18 protein-coding genes are annotated in these 19,354 nt (G+C 35.2%); 8 read left to right on the forward strand and 10 right to left on the reverse strand.

Annotated elements, in window-relative coordinates:
• Positions 1 to 9: 9 nt before the first annotated feature.
• Entirely contained in the window at positions 10 to 1,542 is a 1,533-nt protein-coding gene (locus RBG61_RS07295; protein WP_307942258.1) for a YifB family Mg chelatase-like AAA ATPase, read from the reverse strand.
• A gap of 278 nt (positions 1,543 to 1,820) precedes the next feature.
• On the opposite strand from RBG61_RS07295, the gene RBG61_RS07300 reads away from it, so the two are divergent.
• From RBG61_RS07300 to RBG61_RS07325, 6 genes are all read left to right on the forward strand, one after another.
• The gene (locus tag RBG61_RS07300) at positions 1,821 to 3,596 is read left to right on the forward strand and encodes an ABC transporter ATP-binding protein (RefSeq protein ID WP_307942260.1); all 1,776 of its coding nucleotides are present in this window, start codon (positions 1,821 to 1,823) and stop codon (positions 3,594 to 3,596) included.
• Positions 3,589 to 5,358 carry an ABC transporter ATP-binding protein gene (locus RBG61_RS07305; RefSeq protein ID WP_307942261.1) on the forward strand — a complete coding sequence of 590 codons (1,770 nt, stop codon included), beginning with the start codon at positions 3,589 to 3,591 and terminating at the stop codon, positions 5,356 to 5,358. Before RBG61_RS07300 ends, RBG61_RS07305 begins: the two co-directional genes overlap by 8 nt.
• Positions 5,359 to 5,622: 264 nt before the next feature.
• On the forward strand, positions 5,623 to 5,982 hold the full coding sequence (locus tag RBG61_RS07310) for a cell division protein ZapA (RefSeq protein WP_307942262.1): 360 nt from the start codon (positions 5,623 to 5,625) through the stop codon (positions 5,980 to 5,982).
• Between the two features lie 2 nt (positions 5,983 to 5,984).
• Positions 5,985 to 8,072 carry a peptidase U32 family protein gene (locus RBG61_RS07315; RefSeq protein WP_307942263.1) on the forward strand — a complete coding sequence of 696 codons (2,088 nt, stop codon included), beginning with the start codon at positions 5,985 to 5,987 and terminating at the stop codon, positions 8,070 to 8,072.
• Between the two features lie 38 nt (positions 8,073 to 8,110).
• Entirely contained in the window at positions 8,111 to 8,557 is a 447-nt protein-coding gene (gene dut / locus RBG61_RS07320) for a dUTP diphosphatase (RefSeq protein ID WP_307942264.1), read from the forward strand.
• Between the two features lie 37 nt (positions 8,558 to 8,594).
• Positions 8,595 to 8,864 carry a DUF4321 domain-containing protein gene (locus tag RBG61_RS07325; protein WP_307942265.1) on the forward strand — a complete coding sequence of 90 codons (270 nt, stop codon included), beginning with the start codon at positions 8,595 to 8,597 and terminating at the stop codon, positions 8,862 to 8,864.
• 36 nt (positions 8,865 to 8,900) lie between these two features.
• Here the strand turns inward: RBG61_RS07325 and RBG61_RS07330 are convergent, their stop codons facing one another.
• The 3 genes from RBG61_RS07330 to RBG61_RS07340 are packed head-to-tail and all read right to left on the reverse strand — an operon-like array spanning position 8,901 to position 10,742.
• Positions 8,901 to 9,851 (reverse strand): DUF4097 family beta strand repeat-containing protein, encoded by a 951-nt coding sequence (locus RBG61_RS07330; RefSeq protein WP_307942267.1) that lies wholly within the window; start codon positions 9,849 to 9,851, stop codon positions 8,901 to 8,903.
• Position 9,852: 1 nt separating this feature from the next.
• Complete coding sequence (locus RBG61_RS07335; protein WP_307942269.1) at positions 9,853 to 10,431, reverse strand: DUF1700 domain-containing protein; 579 nt, start codon at positions 10,429 to 10,431, stop codon at positions 9,853 to 9,855.
• Complete coding sequence (locus tag RBG61_RS07340) at positions 10,425 to 10,742, reverse strand: PadR family transcriptional regulator (RefSeq protein WP_307942270.1); 318 nt, start codon at positions 10,740 to 10,742, stop codon at positions 10,425 to 10,427. Before RBG61_RS07340 ends, RBG61_RS07335 begins: the two co-directional genes overlap by 7 nt.
• Positions 10,743 to 10,938: 196 nt before the next feature.
• Between RBG61_RS07340 and RBG61_RS07345 the strand changes: the two genes are divergently transcribed.
• Entirely contained in the window at positions 10,939 to 12,222 is a 1,284-nt protein-coding gene (locus RBG61_RS07345; RefSeq protein WP_307942271.1) for an MFS transporter, read from the forward strand.
• 288 nt (positions 12,223 to 12,510) lie between these two features.
• Positions 12,511 to 13,794 (forward strand): MFS transporter, encoded by a 1,284-nt coding sequence (locus tag RBG61_RS07350; RefSeq protein ID WP_307942273.1) that lies wholly within the window; start codon positions 12,511 to 12,513, stop codon positions 13,792 to 13,794.
• A 39-nt stretch (positions 13,795 to 13,833) separates the two neighbouring features.
• Here RBG61_RS07350 and atpC read toward each other — a convergent pair whose 3' ends face one another.
• The 6 genes from atpC to atpF all read right to left on the reverse strand — a co-directional run bounded on the left by atpC (position 13,834) and on the right by atpF (position 19,304).
• A complete protein-coding gene (atpC, locus tag RBG61_RS07355; RefSeq protein WP_307942275.1) occupies positions 13,834 to 14,235 on the reverse strand; it encodes an ATP synthase F1 subunit epsilon in 402 nt (133 codons plus the stop codon).
• A 12-nt stretch (positions 14,236 to 14,247) separates the two neighbouring features.
• Complete coding sequence (gene atpD / locus RBG61_RS07360; protein WP_307942276.1) at positions 14,248 to 15,648, reverse strand: F0F1 ATP synthase subunit beta; 1,401 nt, start codon at positions 15,646 to 15,648, stop codon at positions 14,248 to 14,250.
• A gap of 83 nt (positions 15,649 to 15,731) precedes the next feature.
• Positions 15,732 to 16,601, reverse strand: coding sequence for an ATP synthase F1 subunit gamma (gene atpG / locus RBG61_RS07365; RefSeq protein WP_307942277.1), 870 nt, complete (start codon positions 16,599 to 16,601; stop codon positions 15,732 to 15,734).
• Positions 16,602 to 16,658: 57 nt separating this feature from the next.
• A complete protein-coding gene (gene atpA / locus RBG61_RS07370) occupies positions 16,659 to 18,173 on the reverse strand; it encodes a F0F1 ATP synthase subunit alpha (RefSeq protein WP_307942278.1) in 1,515 nt (504 codons plus the stop codon).
• 82 nt (positions 18,174 to 18,255) lie between these two features.
• On the reverse strand, positions 18,256 to 18,798 hold the full coding sequence (atpH, locus tag RBG61_RS07375) for an ATP synthase F1 subunit delta (RefSeq protein WP_307942279.1): 543 nt from the start codon (positions 18,796 to 18,798) through the stop codon (positions 18,256 to 18,258).
• Positions 18,786 to 19,304 carry a F0F1 ATP synthase subunit B gene (gene atpF / locus RBG61_RS07380; protein WP_307942280.1) on the reverse strand — a complete coding sequence of 173 codons (519 nt, stop codon included), beginning with the start codon at positions 19,302 to 19,304 and terminating at the stop codon, positions 18,786 to 18,788. The genes atpH and atpF overlap by 13 nt, the downstream gene beginning before the upstream one ends.
• Between the last annotated feature and the right edge of the window lie 50 nt (positions 19,305 to 19,354).

Raw genomic sequence — 19,354 nt, forward strand, 5'->3', positions numbered from 1 at the left:
TTTCACATCCTACTTATTACTCAACCAGTATTTTCGGTCTAAACTTCTGTATTGAATGGCTTCTGCGATATGTCGGCTTTCTAACACTTCACTATTGTCTAAATCAGCAATCGTACGAGAAACTTTTAAAATACGGTCATAGGCACGAGCAGAAAGACCAAGCTTGTCAAAAGCATTTCGCAATAGCTGCATTCCACTTTCGCTAATTGGGCAGGTTCTTTGTAGTAATGCTGGAGTGATTCTTGCATTGCAAGTAATCTCGGTATTCAAAAAGCGTTCATTTTGAATTTTTCGTGCGGCATCTACCCTCTTTTTAATTTCAGCAGAGGATTCAGAATGTGCAGTAGAGGAAATATGATCAAACTCAACCGGCATAGCATCAATATGTAAATCCAATCGGTCGAGCAACGGCCCCGAGACTTTTGCAAGGTATTGAGCTACTTTATTGGAAGAACAAGTACATGGTCTGGTTGGATGTCCAAAATAACCGCATGGGCAAGGATTCATTGCAGCAATCAGCATAATAGAGCAAGGATAAGTGAGCGTTCCATTTACCCGAGATATGGTTACTTTACCGTCTTCAATCGGTTGGCGTAATATTTCCATTGCAGGACGGGAAAATTCGGGTAGTTCATCTAAGAACAAAACGCCGTTATGTGCAAGGCTGATTTCCCCGGGCTTGGGAATGCTTCCACCGCCTGAAAGACCTGCAGGTGAAACGGTATGATGAGGAGAACGGAAAGGTCTCGTTGTAATCAGTGGAACATTTTGAGGTAATAGACCTGCAATGCTATGGATTTTTGTGGTTTCAATGCTTTCTTCAAAGGTCATATCGGGCAAAATAGAGGGAATTCGCTTTGCTAACATACTTTTTCCAGAACCCGGAGGACCAATCAGCAGAGCATTATGCCCTCCTGCAGCTGCAATTTCTAATGCACGACGAGCAGAATGCTGACCTTTTACTTCGGAAAAATCGGGAACAAATAAATCTTGAGTGGAAGCAAATTCAATCTTTTTTTGCGGTTCTATTGTTATCGCATTCGTCAAGAATTTGATGAGTTCGCTAATGTGAGAAACGCCGTAGATTTCAATTCCATCTACAACGCTTGCTTCTTCTGCATTTTGTTTTGGAACAAAAATACGTTGAAATCCCGCTTCTTTTGCATGAATGGTCATAGGTAGTACTCCGTTAATCGGACGGATCTCACCGCTTAACGATAACTCGCCTAAATAAACAGATGTATCATGATTGGCTAGCAATTGACCTGTTGTATCTAAAAGAGCAACAAGAATTGCAACATCATAAAGAGATCCAAGCTTTCGAATATCGGCAGGAGCAAGATTGATGGTAATTTTACCTACAGGAATTTCATAACCACAATTTTTTATTGCGGAACAAACACGATCACGACTTTCTTTTACAGCGGCATCCGGAAGACCAACGATGTCAAAACGAGGCAAACCGGTTGATAAATCGGCTTCCACTTCTACGGTGTAAGCGGTTAGTCCCATTAGACCAATACTACTAATTATAGAAATCATAAACCTACCCCCACGATCAAACAAGTATGGTTAAATATTACTCTATTCCCTATTATAGATATGTTTGATTGAAATAACAAGCAGATAAACAGGTTTTTTAATTGAATTAGTATTTTTATATAGTATTTTACCGAAAATTTGTGTATAAATACAACAGTTAACTTTTCAAAAAGCCTTTCTTTTTTTGGGGAACTCGCTATAATATATTATATCTGTTTAAAAAGAAAAAATGAATTATGAAAACGGTTTCGTGATTCACAGATGGAGGGATATTATTTATGTTTCAAATCAGATGGATTTGGCAAAATATGAAGGGCTTTCGAGTCAGATACATATTTGCGCTTTTCTCAACCGTAATTTTGGCGGCATCCTGCATGGGTAACTCGCTTATTATCGGTCAAATTATGGACAACGTATTTACACCAATTTCTAAAGGGACTGCTGTTACTCAAGAATTGATTAACACACTTATTTTTTGGGTGGTCTTTTTAATTGTATTTACACTTTGCAGAACCTCATTTTGCTATTTGTCAGTAATGACATATGAAAGTTGTTCTCAAAAACTAATATATAAGTTACGTGGACACTTATATAAAAATATGCAATGTCAAGATATGCATTTTTACAGTCAAAACAGAACTGGTGACTTAATGACACGCTTAACCGGTGATATGGATATGATTCGTCATACTGTAGCGTGGGTATTTCGAATGATAATCGATTCCATCGTTTTATTTACATCTACCGCAATTTGCTTTATTGTTTTAGATCCTTTGCTTGCGGGTTGTGTGTTAATTTTTACTCCGGTTATTTTAATTTTTACAGTAAAGTTCGGAAAAAAAGTTGGTCCTCTCTATGTTGATTTGAGAGAAAGACTCTCTCAATTAAATACTTGTGCACAAGAAAATATATCAGGAAATCGTGTGGTAAAAGCATTTGCACAAGAAGAGCAAGAAATCAATAAATTTGATAAAAAGAATGAAGACTTCAAAAAAGCAAATTTAAAAGCAACCATGTTGTGGTTAAAATACTGCCCTTACATAGATGGATTTTCCCAAGCACTTTCTATTGCTGTTTTATTAGTAGGCGGCTACTTCTTGATTATTGGAAGAATATCCATTGGTACGTTTACTGTTTTTAATGGACTTTGTTGGACACTAACCAATCCAATGCGTATGATTGGTATGTTGGTAAATGACTTACAACGTTTCTTTGCAAGTGCTTCTAAAATTATTGAATTATACTATTCTCGTTCTACGATTGCGTCTCGTCATGATGCAAAAAATAAAGAAGAAAGAATAGAAGGAAATATCACATTTAAAAATGTTTGTTTTAACATGCATAATGCTGAAGTGTTGAAAAATATTAACCTCGAAATTAAAAAAGGTGAAACAGTTGCCATTATGGGCTCAACCGGATCCGGAAAAACTTCATTAGTTAATTTAATTCCTCGGTTTATGGATATTAAAAAAGGAGAATTATTAATTGACGAAATTCCCGTAAATCGTTGGGATTTACATAAGCTTCGTTCTTCTATTGGTATTGCAACACAAGATGTCTTTTTATTTTCCGATACGGTTGACGGAAATATTGCATATGGTGATACCAAATTAAGCGAAGAAGAAGTGGCCAAGTTTGCAAAAGCTGCTTGTGTTGATTTTATTGAAAAGCTTCCGCAAGGCTTTGATACGGTTATCGGTGAACGTGGAACAGGTCTTTCTGGTGGACAAAAACAAAGAATAGCGTTAGCACGTGCTTTGGCTGTTAAACCATCTATCTTAATTCTAGATGATACAACTTCTGCAGTAGACTTGGAAACAGAGAAGTATATTCAAAATGAATTGAATCATTTGGATTTTTCTTGCACAAAAATTATTGTTGCACAACGTATTTCTACCACCAAAAAAGCAGATAAAGTTATTGTATTAGATAAAGGTGAAATCATTCAAGTTGGAACTCATAAAGAATTGATTAACCAAGACGGATACTATAAAGAAGTGTATATGCTCCAAAATGGGCAAGAAAATAGCTTAGGGGGTGTTATACATGGCTAGAAATCGATTTGATATTGACGAAACACTAGAATCACCATTTAGCTTGAAGCATTTAAAACGTGCTGGAAAGTATATTAAAAAACACGCAAAGAAAATGATTTTGTCTATGATTTTATCAGGACTCTCAGCAGTTGCTGCTTTGTGTGGCCCGCTTTTAGTTGAAAAAGGAATTAACGTTGCAATCCCTCATAAGGATATGAAAATGTTGATTTTGCTTTCAATTGGATTATTGCTTAGTATTGTTATCAGTATTGCTTTTGCAATTATGCGTTCTCGCTATATGACAATTGTTGGACAAGAAATTATTTATGATATTCGTAAGGATTTGTTTGAGCATTTGCAAAAACTTCCGTTTCAATATTATGATGATCGTCCTCATGGTAAGATTTTGACAAGGGTTATTAACTACGTTAATAATGTATCAGATTTATTGTCGAATGGTATTATCAACTTCATTCTTGAAATTTTCAACTTACTTATTATTGCAGCATTCATGTTCTCAAGAAGTGTGCCGTTAAGCTTGGTTGTTGTAGCCGGAATTCCATTGTTCTTAGTTATTGCAATCTTAATCAAACCTGCACAAAGAAGAGCATGGCAAGATGTATCCAATAAAGGCTCTAACTTAAATGCTTATCTACATGAAAGCTTAGATGGAGCTAAAATTACACAAGCCTTTACTCGAGAAGAAGAAAATGCTGAGATTTTTGATAAATTAAATAAAAAGCATGTGAAGAGCTGGATGAAAGCACAGTATACATCAAACTTAGTTTGGTATTCTGTAGATAATATTTCTACAATCGTAGTTGGCGGCTTGTATATAGTAGGATTGTTTTACTTAGGCCCTAGTGTTAAAATTGGTACACTCATTGCGGTGGCTTCTTATGCATGGCGATTCTGGCAACCAATTTTATCATTAGCAAACTTATATAATACTTTTATTAACGGTATTGCTTATTTAGAGCGTATTTTTGAAACATTAGATGAAGAAATTACAATTGATGATGCAGTTGACGCAACCATTTTACCTGCAATTGAAGGAAGAGTTGTATTTGATGATGTTACTTTTTCCTATGATGGAACAACAAATATTTTAGAACACTTAGATTTAGATATCAAACCGGGTGAATCCATTGCATTGGTTGGCCCAACGGGTGCAGGAAAAACCACCATTGTAAACTTAATATCTCGTTTTTATAATATAAACGAAGGAAAAGTTTTAATTGATGGAAATGATATTTCTAAAGTAACGCTGCATTCTTTGCGTTCTCAAATGGGAATTATGCTTCAAGATAGCTTTATTTTTTCCGGAACCATTATGGAAAATATTAAATATGGTCGATTAGATGCAACTGAAGAAGAAGTAATTGCAGCTTGTAAAACAGTTCGTGCACATGACTTTATTATGGAAATGGAAAAGGGCTATGAAACACAAGTAAATGAAAGAGGATCTCGACTTTCTCAAGGTCAAAAGCAGTTAATTGCTTTTGCTAGAACCTTACTTTGTAATCCTAAAATATTAGTTTTGGATGAAGCAACGTCTTCGATTGATGCCAAAACAGAAAAGCTGTTACAAGAGGGCTTACAAGCCTTGCTGAAAGGAAGAACTTCATTTATTATTGCACATAGACTTTCTACAATCAAAAACTGTAATCGCATTATGTATGTATCTAATAAAGGAATTATTGAAAGTGGTAGTCATGAAGAGTTAATGGAAAAGAAAAACCATTATTATCAATTATATACTGCTCAGTTGGAAGATTAACAGAATAATAAAAAAGAAAGAAGCAAACCTCGTTATACCAATTCTATTTAAAAGATCTAAAAATATTTGAAAAAAGCTTCGTTTTATGCGGTTTTTTCAAAATTAATAATTGTTGTTTTAAATGAGAATTGGTATTGTTTACGAGGTTTGCTTCTTTACAAAATCAAACCGTTGTATTATAATTAATGGTATATTGAGTATAAAAGGTAATATACTATTTTTTATTATGATTGATGCAATCAAGAAAAGACCGGAGTGTGAAATATGAATAAGATAAAAATCGTTTTGTGCGGAAAAGAATATACAATTCAAACAGATGAAAGTGTAAGTTATGTAAAAAAAATAGCAGAAGCACTCGATTCTAGAATTGAAGACTTTATGTCTCAAAATGAAACAGTATCTGTTACTTCTGCAAGTATGCTTGTTTCACTAGGACTGATGGATGATTGTATGAAAGCTGCTTCAGATAAAGACAACTTAAGAAAACAAGTCATTGATTACTTAGAGGAAGCAACAAAAGCAAGAACTCAAATTATGGAATTAAAAAAAGAAGTGGAAGCGTTGCGTCAACAAAATGAAATGCTGCAAGTAAAAATAGCAACGTATTCTCAAAAAGGAAATTAGGAATGAACAACCCAACCAATAAAATAGAAGTACCGAAAGCACTAGAAGTGCTTTGCCCTGCCGGAGATATGGAATCTGTAATTGCAGCTGTGCAAAATGGCGCTAATGCAGTTTATTTAGGAATGAAAGATTTTTCTGCAAGACAAAGTGCAAAGAACTTTGATTATAACGACCTTAGGGAGGCAATAGCTTATTGTCACGCTAGGGGCGTTTTCGTATATCTTGCTTTTAATACAATATTATTCGATAGCCAATTTGAAGGTGCGAAAGAATGCATTGCAATGGCTTGTGAGCTTGGCGTTGATGCCATTATTGTGCAAGATTTAGGCGTATTGTCTTTGGTTCAAAAAATGTGCCCATCTATGCCGATTCATGCTTCTACGCAAATGGCTGTGCATACTGTGAAAGGCGCACAATTATTAAAAGAACAAGGGGTAGCTCGTGTTGTCTTAGCAAGAGAGCTAACCTTGCAAGAAATAAAAGAAATAGCGCAAACTGTAGATATTGAAACCGAAGTATTCGTGCATGGTGCGCTTTGTATGTCAGTTTCCGGACAATGCTATATGAGTGGAATGATTGGAACACGTAGTGGTAATCGTGGAAATTGTGCGGGTACTTGCCGTTTACCGTTTACCTCTAATGCTGTTGCAGGATATGATTTATCGTTAAAAGACAGCTGCTTAATAAACTATGTTGAAGAATTGAAATTTGCGGGTGTTACTTCTTTGAAAATAGAAGGACGGATGAAACGTCCTGAATATGTTGCAGCAGCTGCAAATGCATATCATAACGCAATCATTGGAAAAGAAGCAGATATTGATACATTACAAGCGGTATTTTCACGCAGCGGTTTTACGGATGGTTATTTAACAGGTAAGGCGGATGCTTCTATGTTTGGCTATCGCCAAAAAGAAGATGTTGTTGCAACGACAAATCAGATTTTGAAAAGCTTACAAAATACTTATAAAAAAGAGCAAGCTTGTGTTGCAGTGGATTTCCATTTTACAGCACATCAAAATAAACCAATTTCTCTGACAATTACCGATAAAAATAACAATCAGGTAACGGTAACCGGAAACCCTCCTGAAATTGCACAAAAGACACCAATGAACCAAGAAAGTGTGCATCGTTCCCTATCAAAATTAGGTGGAACACCATTTTATTTAGAAACTCTTACAACAGATCTTGGAGAGGGCTTGATTGTTCCTATGTCTGCAATGAATGAGTTGCGAAGGAACGCATGCGATGAACTATATGCAATTCGTGCAAAAATTCATTCTGTTTCTTGCAACTTGAACATTACATTAGAAGCGAAGGGACAAGCTGCAACAGATTATCCTGCTTATCGTGCTAGGTTTGCTAAGTATGAACAAATATCAACAGCTATTGCTCATAAATTACAGTATATTATTCTCCCGATTGATGAAGTAATTAAGCATCAAGAAGAGCTGGAACCATTTAAAGAAAAGATTATTGTTGAACCGTATCGTATTCTCTTTTTATGGGAACGCTCACAATTTGAAAAGCTGAAATTGTTAAAAGAACAGGGCTATACAAAGCTGATTGCAGATAATCTTGCTCATATTCAAATGGGAAAAGAGTTGGGATATATCATTCATGCAGGAGCTTATTTAAATTGTGCAAACTCATGGAGTGCAGAAAAATTAGCGGAGCTTGGTGTAACTGATATCACGTTGTCTTTTGAAACAGAGCTTCAAAAAGCAAATACCGTTAGAGCGATAAAACCACTTGGCTTAATTGTATATGGATACTTGCCATTAATGATTATGAAGAATTGTCCTATTCGGGCGAAACATAAATGCAGTGATTGTAACAGTACAAAAGAGCTAACAGACAGAAAAGGAGTTCGTTTTAGAGTAATTTGCAATCAAAAAAAATACAGTGAAGTATTAAATTCAAATCCGTTGTATATGGCAGAAAGAATGCATGAGCTGAGAAACTGTTCTTTTGCGACATTATATTTTACGGTAGAAACAAAACCACAAATTGATCAAATCTTTAAAAAGTATCAATTAAAGGAACCAACGAAAGGTGAATTTACAAGAGGATTGTATTACCGTTCGATTTAGCCGATTTTGTCTTGTATGATAAGAAAGGACAACCAGAAATGAAAGATTTACAAATAAAAAGACTTCGTGAGACTGCAACTATTCCAACAAGAGCAACAGCGGGAAGTGCGGGATATGATTTATATGCTGATATAAAAGAAGCGATTACGATTGCACCTAATCAAACAGTAAAAATACCAACCGGAATTGCAATTGGTATTTCGTCAGAAAATGTTGTTGCTTTGGTGTATGCTAGAAGTGGACTGTCAACGAAACATGGGATTACTCTAGCAAACTGTGTTGGAGTAATTGATAGCGATTATCGAGGAGAAATTCTTGTTGCTTTAATAAATCAAAGTAATGAAAGCTATACTATCCAACCGAATGAGCGTGTTGCCCAAATGGTTTTATTCCCTATTTATCTTCCTCAGATGAATGAAGTAGCAGAGCTAGAAGATACCGTTCGAGGCGACGGAGGGTTTGGATCTACAAGTAATAACTCATAACAATAAAGTGATACAAAATTTGAGAGGATGACAGTTTATGAAATGGAAGAAAACGTTTATTTTTCTTTTATTCTTTATTACGGGAATTACGCTCGGAGCATTACTTTCGGAGTTGGTTAAGAATATACCTTATTTAAATTGGCTCAATTTTGGTCAGCAAATCGGAATTGGAGTTCCTAACCCGATTACTTTGGATTTATCTGTTATAAAACTATCCTTTGGCTTTGCAATTGATATCAATATTATTAAAATGGTTTGCATCATTTTAGGATTATGGTTATATAAAAAGTTTGCAAAGGGACTATAAAAAAACGAGCAGTTTTTACTGCTCGTTTTCTTTATGCTAGTCAACAAATTCAACGTTAATTGAAGCATTTGAAGTTTCCACTTCAAGTTTTTTCGGACCTTTTCCCCAGTTATTTGGAAGATTACTAGAACTATTTGATGTATCGGACTTGATAAAGTATTCCTCTTGTTTTCCGTTAATTGTGCCTTTAATACTACCGTTTGATGATTTTAAGTAGATATCATTCGAAATAACTTTATCAATGCTGATTTTACCATTTGAAGATTCTGCAGACATTTTTGTTGTTGCGGTTGTATTGATTAACTCAATTGATGCATTGCTGGTTCTTAGATTAACTGAATTAGCGGTTACTTGAGTTAATTTTAGTTTGCCATTTGAAGAGTTAGCAATAATACTATCAGTTGCAACTACATTTTCAATTGAAATACTTGAGTTGGATGATCTCGCCTTTAACGTAGTACATTTTAAATTGCGTAATGCAATGGAACCATTTGAATTGTGAACGTCAATCGCTTTTGCTTGCGATAAGTTTGCAATTTCTACAGAGCCATTGGAGGTATCTAAGTAAAAGTTACCGCTATAATTACTTGGCACATCAATGATAACATCCGCAGAAGAAATTTGAGAAACACCAAAAAATATTCCGAAACGAATTTGATTAAATTCATTATTTTGAATGCTGTTTGCAAGAGAAAGAGTATCGCCATCTTGGTTAATTGTAAATGGCTCTCTTTTTGATTGATAATAGGTTAGTGTAATATCTTTGTTGTCAGTTGGGCGTACAATAATTTTTTTGTCATTGAAATCCGTTTTTATTGTTTGAATGGAGTTGGCTGAAAAATGTTCAATTTTTTTCTCGCTAGGTTCACTTGCATTTAACTTTCTATAATCAAAACCCAATATAGAAAAAGAAAGAACGGCTAAAACAAATCCCACTAACAGCAGACTTCCACCTATGATACTTAATATTTTAATTGCTTTATTCATATTAGTTACCTCTCTTTTGAAATAGTAGTTTTACTTTATTAGCAGTTAAAGATGTTAACATATAAATACCTTTTCCGATATAGAATCCACCAATGCCAAAAAAGATTGCGAGTCCTAAAAGAATAAAACTTGCACCAATTTGCATAAAACACAAAATAGGGTTTGCTGTTATAACAAAGAATGAAGTAAAAAAGCTAAAAATTCCGCCAAGCGCAAGTGCAAGAGCAGTTAATAAGAAAGATAGGCTGAAAGCAAATCCTGCAACGAGAAACGAAAAAATAACTGAAGCAACAGCTACAGTAAGGCCAAATATAACAGGAGAAAAAAGTATTAAAAGAACAATGATAACGGGATGGATTGGTTTTTTCTTTGCTTTTGGATAAATGTTATTTTCAGCTAAAATACTTTGTGCTAGTTCATCAATATTTCCAAAGCTTGCAATGATGTCTTGTTCTTGCTCGCCGTTTTCTATCTTATCGGAAATCAGTTCTGCATAATAAGATAATGCTTTATCTTTTTCTTGTGGGGGAAGAGGCTGAAGTTTGATTGATAACTGATATAAAAAATCCTGTGTTAGCATAAAGGTTCCTCCTGTACAATAAATTCGTAAATTCTTTTTAGTTGCTGCCATTCTTGTTTAAATAATTGTATACGTTGTCTTCCGATATCGGTAATCATATAATATTTGCGTAATCTACCGTTATATTCTTGTGTAAAAGTCGTTAAACAATTACCTTGTTCGAGCCGTTTTAATATAGGATACAAAGTCGATTCTGATATTTCGATGTATTGTGAAATGTCACCTATTATTTTGTATCCATATGAAGGCTCGGTGCAAATGACCTTTAGCACACATATTTCTAATAGCCCTTTTTTTAATTGTATATCCAATTTTTACACCACCTTATGCGATATATTATACATTGCATAGTATTATGTGTCAAGAGGTATATCAAATTTTTTTTATTAAAATTAATAAATCTACCAATATCTTTAATTTGAAAGTATTTACATGTAATTCGGTATAATTTGACTTTATAATAAGGTTGTATTATAATAGCGATAATTGTTATAAATTGGAGGGTGTATGAAAGAGAAAGTATTCGAAAAAGACAACCAATGGGTTAAGAAAATAGCACTTTTTATTACAAGTCAGTCTATTTCTTTGTTTGGTTCATCTTTGGTACAATTTGCGATTATGTGGTATATCACATTGCAAACAAAATCGGGTGCAATGATGACCATTTCTACTTTATGTGGATTTTTACCACAAATTCTGATTTCCCTATTCGCAGGAGTGTGGGCAGACCGATATGACCGCAAAAAGTTAATTGTTATATCAGATGGATTGATTGCTGCATCTACTTTAGTTCTTGCTATTTTCTTTCTTTGTGGATTTAAGAGCATCTGGCTGTTATTTGTTGTTTCTGCTGTTCGTTCGTTAGGCTCAGGTGTACAAACACCTGCAACAAATGCAATTATTCCACAATTTGTTCCCGAAGATAAGTTAATGAAGGTAAATGGATTGAATCAAACGATTCATTCATTAATGTTTTTGATATCACCTGCAGTAAGCGGCGCAGTATTAGGTATGATTGGAATTGAAATGGTTTTCTTTATTGATGTTTTTACTGCAATCATTGGCATCTCTGTTATGCTTTGTATTAAAATTGATGCTTGTCAACAAGTAGATTCCAAAAGTAATAGAAGCTATTTTGGAGATATGATTAGCGGTTTTCGCTATATTAAAAAAAGCAATTTCTTAGTAACAATTGTAATCTTCAGCGGGGTATTTAATATATTAGTCGCCCCTGCGGCAATTTTGACGCCATTGTTAATTGCACGTAACTATGGTACAGAAATATGGAGACTTACAGCAAATGAAGTAGCTTTTAGTATAGGAACGTTGCTAGGTGGAATTATAATTACTCTTTGGGGCGGATTTAAAAATAAAACGCATACAATTGGAATAGCAGCAATTGCTTTTGGTATTTTAACTGCTGTAATTGGCTTTGTAAATACGTTTGTTTTATATTTAATTGTTATTGTCGTTACCGGATTTGTGGTTCCGTTCTTTAGCTCTCCGTCTATTGTTTTACTTCAAGAAACGGTGGAAAACGAAATGAGAGGTCGTATATTTAGTATTGTACAAATTATCTCAACAAGTGCATTGCCTATTGGAATGATGATTTTTGGCCCTCTATCTGATTCTATAAGTTTAAAGTATATTTTTATTGCGACAGGTGTACTAATGGGCTTGATGGGCATTATTATGTTTTTTACAAAAGCAATGAGGCAATATGCATATACAATAAAATATTCCACAAACGTAACAACGAATTGTGGAAATACAGAAGATCAATCAGAATAAAAGGATCACTCAAACGGTTGTTGTGATCCAATACGTTAGACTTTATTGCGTAGTAGTTTTTAACTGCTACGCAATAATTTTATGCAGTAAAAAGGCTAATCCTGCATTTTGCATAACATCACTTCTAGTGTTTCTTTTACAGGGTTCTCGACATAATATTTTATAATATGACATAGCGTAGTCAAGTTTAATATGATATTATATGGAAAGTTTATACGACGTTAAGAAGAAATTTTATATTTTAAGAGCCGTTTTACACAAGTAACTAAGTTTATAATTGGAGGGTATATGAAAGAGAAAGTATTCGAAAAAGACAATCAATGGGTTAAGAAAATAACGCTTTTTATTACAAGCCAGTCTATTTCTTTGTTTGGTTCATCTTTGGTGCAATTTGCGATTATGTGGTATATCACATTGCAAACAAAATCGGGTGCAATGATGACCATTTCTACTTTATGTGGATTTCTACCACAAATTCTGATTTCCCTATTCGCAGGAGTTTGGGCAGATCGATATGATCGTAAAAAGTTAATTGTAATATCCGATGCGCTAATTGCTATATCTACTTTAGTTCTTGCAATTTTCTTTCTTTGTGGGTTTAAGAGAATTTGGCTGTTATTTGTTGTTTCTGCTGTTCGTTCGTTAGGCTCAGGTGTACAAACACCGGCAACAAATGCTATTATTCCGCAATTTGTTCCCGAAGATAAGTTAATGAAGGTAAATGGATTGAATCAAACATGTTGTTCATTGATAACTTTGATTTCGCCTGTGGTTAGCGGAGCAGTATTAGGGGTAATTGGAATTGAAATGGTTTTCTTTATTGATGTTTTTACTGCGATTATTGGAATCTCTGTTTTACTTTTTATTAAAATTGATAGATGTCAACAAAGAGCGCAAGAAAGTAAGATAAGCTGTTTTAGAGATATAGCTAGTGGATTTTGTTATATTAAGAAGAATAAATTATTAGTAACAATGATAATCTTTAGCGCTTGCATTAACATATTGCTTTCTCCTGCAGCAATACTGACACCATTATTGATTGCACGTAACTATGGTTCAGAAATTTGGAAGCTTACAGCAAATGAAATGGCATTTAGTATTGGAGCTATGGTTGGTGGTATTGGTATTACCATATGGGGAGGATTTAAAAACAAAACACATACAATCGGCATATCCGCAATTGTTCTAGGTATTTTAACTAGTGGAATTGGTTTGGTAAATACAATTATATTATTTCTATTTGTGGACGTTGTTGCCGGATTAGCGCTTCCGTTCTTTAGCTCACCGTTTATTGTTTTTCTTCAAGAAATGGTTGAAGACGAAATGAGAGGTAGGGTGTTTAGCATTGTACAAATTATTTCAACAGGTGCATTGCCTATTGGGATGATGATTTTTGGTCCTTTATCCGATGTTTTAAGTCTGAAGTATATTTTTATTGGAACAGGACTACTTATGGGGTTACTCGGTATTATATTGTTTTTTACAAAAGCAATGAGGCAATACGCACATACAATAAAATATTCCACAAACGCAACAACGAATTGTGGAAAAATGGCAGGTTATTCAGAATAAAAGAAAAAAGCTCACGCTTTTCAAGCGTGGGCTTTATTACTAATCTTCAAAAATGTTGATACGATTTAATGCACGTTTTAATTTTAACGTAGCGATTTCTATCGTATGAGTTTGAGTTGGATGATCTAAATAATATCGAGCTTTTTGTTCAGCCTTTTTTGCTCGTTCTAAGTTAATTTCCTCTTTCCATTCGCACATGTTTGTAAGAATGGTAGTTCCATGTTCATCAACTTTAATCATGCCTCCGGCAATTGCAGCAATGCGCTCTTCCCCATTCGGCATTTGTATTCGCATTCGTCCTATTTCCAAAGGAGCAATATAATTAGCGTGGCCTTTTAATATTCCAATATCACCACTGGTTGTGCGAACAATCACACGGCTGACTTCTTCATTCAGCAATTCTCGTTCAGGAGTTACTACTTTTAAAGAAAAGGTTGACATAGTAACGCCTCCTTATGATTGCATAGATTTTGCTTTTTCTAATACTTCATCGATACCGCCAACAAATAAGAAAGCAGATTCGGGGATATTATCATGTTTGCCTTCGATAATTTCTTTAAAGCCACGAACGGTTTCACTAACAGGAACGTATTTGCCTTGTATACCGATAAACTGTTCTGCAACGGTAAATGGCTGCGATAAGAAGTTTTGAATACGACGTGCTCTCGCTACGACAGCTTTATCTTCATCGGATAGCTCATCCATACCAAGAATTGCGATAATATCTTGAAGCTCTTTATATCGTTGTAATGTTGCTTGTACTTTTCGAGCTACCTCGTAGTGTTCTTCTCCAACAATTTCAGGAGTCAACACTCTTGAAGTTGAATCTAAAGGATCTACTGCCGGATAAATGCCCAAAGAAGCAATATTTCTGGATAATACCGTTTTTGCATCTAAGTGAGAGAATGTTGTTGCAGGAGCAGGGTCTGTTAAATCGTCCGCAGGTACATAAACCGCTTGAACGGATGTAATAGAACCACGTTTTGTAGAAGTAATACGTTCTTGTAATTGTCCCATTTCGGTTGCTAATGTTGGTTGATATCCTACCGCAGATGGCATACGTCCTAATAATGCAGATACTTCGGATCCGGCTTGAGTAAAGCGGAAGATATTATCAATAAACAACAATACGTCTTGTCCCATTTCATCACGGAAATATTCCGCCATAGTAAGCCCAGATAGACCAACACGCATTCTGGCTCCTGGGGGTTCGTTCATTTGACCGTAAACCAAGGCTGTTTTATCAATAACTCCAGATTCAATCATTTCGTTATATAAATCGTTGCCTTCTCGGGTACGTTCTCCAACACCAGTAAATACGGATATACCACCATGTTGTTTTGCAACGTTGTTAATTAACTCTTGAATTAAAACAGTCTTTCCTACACCTGCACCACCGAATAGACCGATTTTACCACCTTTTAAGTAAGGTGCAATTAAATCGATTACTTTGATGCCGGTTTCCAAAATTTCAGATGAAGCTTGTTGTTCATCATAAGCAGGGGCTTCTCTGTGGATTGGAAGACGTATTTTGGTTTCAGGGGCAGGCTTATTATCAACAGGTTCACCCAATAGGTTAAAAATTCTGCCTAGCGTTTGTTCGCCAACAGGTACAGTAATTGGGCTGCCCGTATCAATTGCATTCATACCACGAACCAAACCGTCTGTAGAACTCATTGCAATACAACGAACAACATCGTCACCGATATGCTGGGCTACTTCAACGATTATTTTGTTTCCGTTATGTTCGATTTCAATAGAGTTTAAAAGATTTGGCAGACAGTTTTTTTCAAACTTTATATCAAGTACAGGTCCGATAATTTGAACAACTTTGCCTATGTTATGTTTGTCCATTTGATTGTCCCCTTTATTTTAAGATTGGTAAATGTGTTTCTTTGAGAAAAGATTTATATTGCCTCCAGCGGCACGCTGGCTGGTTATAATGCTCCGGCACCCGATATAATTTCGGTTAATTCTTGGGTAATTGCGGCTTGTCTTGCACGGTTATAGCTTAGTGATAGTGTATCAATCATTTCTTTTGCATTATCCGTAGCAGATTCCATTGCAGTTCTTCGAGCACCTTGTTCAGAAGCAAAAGACTCTACAACGGCACCATATAACATACCACCAATGTAATCCGGAACAATGGTATTGAAAACTTCTTCGGGAGATGGCTCATAGATACAAAGTTGTCGAACCTGTTTTGTATCAGTTCCATTTTTGATATCACTAATTGGCAAAACCTTTAAAGCGTAAGGTTCTTGACTTAGAGCGCTGATAAATTGAGTATAGTAGATATAGATTTCATCCACTTCACCACTTTTAAATAAGTCAACCGCAATTTGAGAAATTTGCAATACTTTTGTTTGATCTAAATCTTCTGCGATATTAGAAAAACCTACATGGAGTAAATCTCGTTTTTCGTAATATTCAACTGCTTTTTTCCCAATTGCTAAAACCTTTGGAACAATTCCTTTTTCTTTACAAGCTTCAATTTGAGTATTGGCAAGCTTTAATATATTCGCATTATACCCACCCGCAAGTCCACGATCTCCTGCAATAACAATGAGTAAGGTGGACTTTATCGTTCGAGGTTTTGTATAAATGGAGGATAAATCGGTGTTCATATTGGAAATATCGGAAATTGTTTGATAGAGTGTTTCAAAGTAAGGAGCAGCGTTTAAGGCTCTTTCTTTTGCACGGCGTAGTTTCGAAGATGCAACCAACTCCATTGCGTTGGTTATTTGTGCTGTACTTTCAATACTTTTAATACGGCGTTTGATATCCTTCATTGTGCCGCCAGCCATAAGAACACTCCTTTCAATCGGGTTAATATAATAAATTTTTTAACTAGATTTGCTTTGTTATTTGGTTAATAAGAATTTTTCATTAAACTCTTTAATTGCAGCTTCCAGATTTGCTTTATTTTCATCTGTTAAATCTTTCGTAGTACGGATAGAATCCATAATTTCATTATGTTGTTCCTCCATAAAAGTAAACAGTTCTTTTTCATATTCGAAAATGTTTTCTAGTGGAATATCTACAAGAAGATTGTTTACAACAGCATAAATAATGGTTACTTGATGTTCTACTGCAATTGGTGAATTCTGATTTTGTTTTAATACCTGAACAATGCGAGCACCTTGTGCTAAACGCGCTTTGGTATCTTTATCAAGGTCAGAACCAAATTGAGAGAATGCTTGCAACTCTTTATATTGAGAATATAATAATTTCAAAGAACCGGAAACCTTTTTCATAGCTTTAATTTGTGCGTTACCGCCAACACGGGAAACGGAAATACCAGGGTTAACCGCTGGGCGAACACCTGCATTGAACAATTCGGTTTCTAAGAAAATTTGTCCGTCTGTAATGGAAATAACGTTTGTAGGTATATAAGCTGAAACGTCACTTGCTTGTGTTTCGATAATTGGCAACGCAGTAAGCGAACCTCCACCCATTTCAGGGCTTAAATTTGCTGCACGCTCTAATAAACGGGAATGTAAATAGAATACATCACCAGGGTAAGCTTCACGTCCCGGTGGTCTCTTTAAAAGCAAAGAGAGTGCACGATAGGCAACAGCTTGTTTGGATAAGTCATCATAAATACAAAGAACATCTTTTCCTTTATACATAAAATATTCGCCCATAGCGCAACCGCTATAAGGTGCAATATATTGTAATGGTGCAAGCTCAGATGCCGTTGCAGAAACAACGATGGTATAATCCATTGCGCCGTTTTTTTCTAAGGTGTCAACAACTTGCGCAACAGTTGAACGTTTTTGTCCAATTGCAACGTATACACAAATGACATCTTTACCTTTTTGGTTAATAATCGTATCCAGTACAATCGCGGTTTTACCCGTTTGACGGTCACCGATAATTAACTCACGTTGGCCACGGCCAATTGGAATCATGGAGTCAATTGCTTTTATTCCTGTTTGAAGTGGTTTGTTAACGCTCTTTCTTTCAATAATACCAGGGGCGGGAGATTCAATTGGACGAAATTCATTTGATAAAATAGCGCCTTTACCGTCAATTGGTTGACCTAAAGCATTTACAACTCTTCCAAGCAATGCTTCGCCGACCGGTACAGATACAATCTTACCGGTACGTTTAACAGGGTCTCCCTCTTTTATATTTTCATCAGATCCTAATAAAACAGCACCAACAAAGTCTTGCTCTAAGTTTAAAGCAATTCCATATACATCGTTGTTGAATTGAATTAACTCATTGGACATACAGTTTTCCAAACCATATACCCTTGCAATGCCGTCACCAACGGTAACAACAGTACCGGTATCGTTTTGGGTTACTTTATCTTGATATGACTCAATTTGCTGCTTGATTAGGCTTGTTATTTCCTGTGGTTTAATTTCCATCATAACCCTCCTATCAGTCATCGTGTCAATCTGACACAACTGGGGATTGAGATTCGCTCATTGGAATTTGAATTTTTAAATGCTAAAGAATAGTTTGTTGAATAGTATGTTTCATTTCCTGTAATTTAGATTGAATGGTTGCATCAATTTCAGTATTGTCATACTTTAATTTAATACCACCGAGAACAGCTGGATCCACAATTGTGGTTAATCGTATTGTTTTGCCGGATGATTCGGATAATCGTTTGGTTAATCTTTGCTGTAACGTATCACTCATTGGGGCTGCGGTTATTGCAGTAACAGCAATAATACCGGCATTTTTATCATAAAGTTTGCAATATTCTGAAATGATTTCTAAAACAAGAGAAAAGCGATTATTATCCACTAACACCTTGAAAAAATTCAACACATATAACGAAACTTTGTTGAAAAAAGTTTCGTGAATCATTTGGTGTTTTTCTTGATTGCTGATAACAGGAGAAGAAAGTAATTTTACAAAATCGGGCTGTGCTTCAAAAATATCTTTTAAAGCAATTAGTTCTTCTCTGACTTCACTTTCTATTCTTTTGGCAGCAACTACATCAAAAAGAGAGTTTGCATAAGTGACTTGTATTAACTCTGCCATTTGATATCACCTGCATTTTCAATGAAGTCTTCAATCAACTTCTCGTGGTCTTTTTGAGTAAGCTCTTTGGAAACTACATGTTGGGCAGCGCTCAAAGCTAAGTCTGTGATACTGTCTTTCATTTCGTTTACTGCTTTACGCTTATCTTGTTCCATTTGTGCAGTTGCACGTTCCATATATGCAGAAGCTTTATCTTGTGCATCTGAAATAATTTCATCAGAGCGAAGCTGTGCTTTTTGAGTTGCTTCTTTGACAATTGTATTTGCGGTATCTTTTGCAACGCTTAATTTTTCTTCATATTCAGTTTTTAAGTTTGCAGCTTCTTCATTTGTTTGATTGGCCTTATTATATATGTTTTCAATTTCTGTTTTGCGGTCATCTAAAACCTTTTTTACAGGTTTATATAAAAACTTTTTTAAGATAAACATTAAAATAAGGAAGTTGCAAAGAGTAATTATCATTGTTCGCCAATCAATGTAAAGTAGTGGTTTAAACAGTTCTTCCATTGCGTAACTCCTTTTATGAGATGTGCTATGGTTTTATCCTTATTTGAAAA

The sequence above is a fragment of the Paludicola sp. MB14-C6 genome, from assembly GCF_030908625.1.
Classification (GTDB): domain Bacteria; phylum Bacillota; class Clostridia; order Oscillospirales; family Ruminococcaceae; genus Paludihabitans.

Excerpts from the sequence above, each read along its gene's own strand:
- RBG61_RS07295 (WP_307942258.1), bottom strand. The coding sequence starts at position 1,542 with ATGATTTCTATAATTAGTAGTATTGGTCTAATGGGACTAACCGCTTAC.
- RBG61_RS07300 (WP_307942260.1), top strand. The coding sequence starts at position 1,821 with ATGTTTCAAATCAGATGGATTTGGCAAAATATGAAGGGCTTTCGAGTC.
- RBG61_RS07305 (WP_307942261.1), top strand. The coding sequence starts at position 3,589 with ATGGCTAGAAATCGATTTGATATTGACGAAACACTAGAATCACCATTT.
- RBG61_RS07310 (WP_307942262.1), top strand. The coding sequence starts at position 5,623 with ATGAATAAGATAAAAATCGTTTTGTGCGGAAAAGAATATACAATTCAA.
- RBG61_RS07315 (WP_307942263.1), top strand. The coding sequence starts at position 5,985 with ATGAACAACCCAACCAATAAAATAGAAGTACCGAAAGCACTAGAAGTG.
- dut (WP_307942264.1), top strand. The coding sequence starts at position 8,111 with ATGAAAGATTTACAAATAAAAAGACTTCGTGAGACTGCAACTATTCCA.
- RBG61_RS07325 (WP_307942265.1), top strand. The coding sequence starts at position 8,595 with ATGAAATGGAAGAAAACGTTTATTTTTCTTTTATTCTTTATTACGGGA.
- RBG61_RS07330 (WP_307942267.1), bottom strand. The coding sequence starts at position 9,851 with ATGAATAAAGCAATTAAAATATTAAGTATCATAGGTGGAAGTCTGCTG.
- RBG61_RS07335 (WP_307942269.1), bottom strand. The coding sequence starts at position 10,431 with ATGCTAACACAGGATTTTTTATATCAGTTATCAATCAAACTTCAGCCT.
- RBG61_RS07345 (WP_307942271.1), top strand. The coding sequence starts at position 10,939 with ATGAAAGAGAAAGTATTCGAAAAAGACAACCAATGGGTTAAGAAAATA.
- RBG61_RS07350 (WP_307942273.1), top strand. The coding sequence starts at position 12,511 with ATGAAAGAGAAAGTATTCGAAAAAGACAATCAATGGGTTAAGAAAATA.
- atpC (WP_307942275.1), bottom strand. The coding sequence starts at position 14,235 with ATGTCAACCTTTTCTTTAAAAGTAGTAACTCCTGAACGAGAATTGCTG.
- atpD (WP_307942276.1), bottom strand. The coding sequence starts at position 15,648 with ATGGACAAACATAACATAGGCAAAGTTGTTCAAATTATCGGACCTGTA.
- atpG (WP_307942277.1), bottom strand. The coding sequence starts at position 16,601 with ATGGCTGGCGGCACAATGAAGGATATCAAACGCCGTATTAAAAGTATT.
- atpA (WP_307942278.1), bottom strand. The coding sequence starts at position 18,173 with ATGGAAATTAAACCACAGGAAATAACAAGCCTAATCAAGCAGCAAATT.
- atpH (WP_307942279.1), bottom strand. The coding sequence starts at position 18,798 with ATGGCAGAGTTAATACAAGTCACTTATGCAAACTCTCTTTTTGATGTA.
- atpF (WP_307942280.1), bottom strand. The coding sequence starts at position 19,304 with ATGGAAGAACTGTTTAAACCACTACTTTACATTGATTGGCGAACAATG.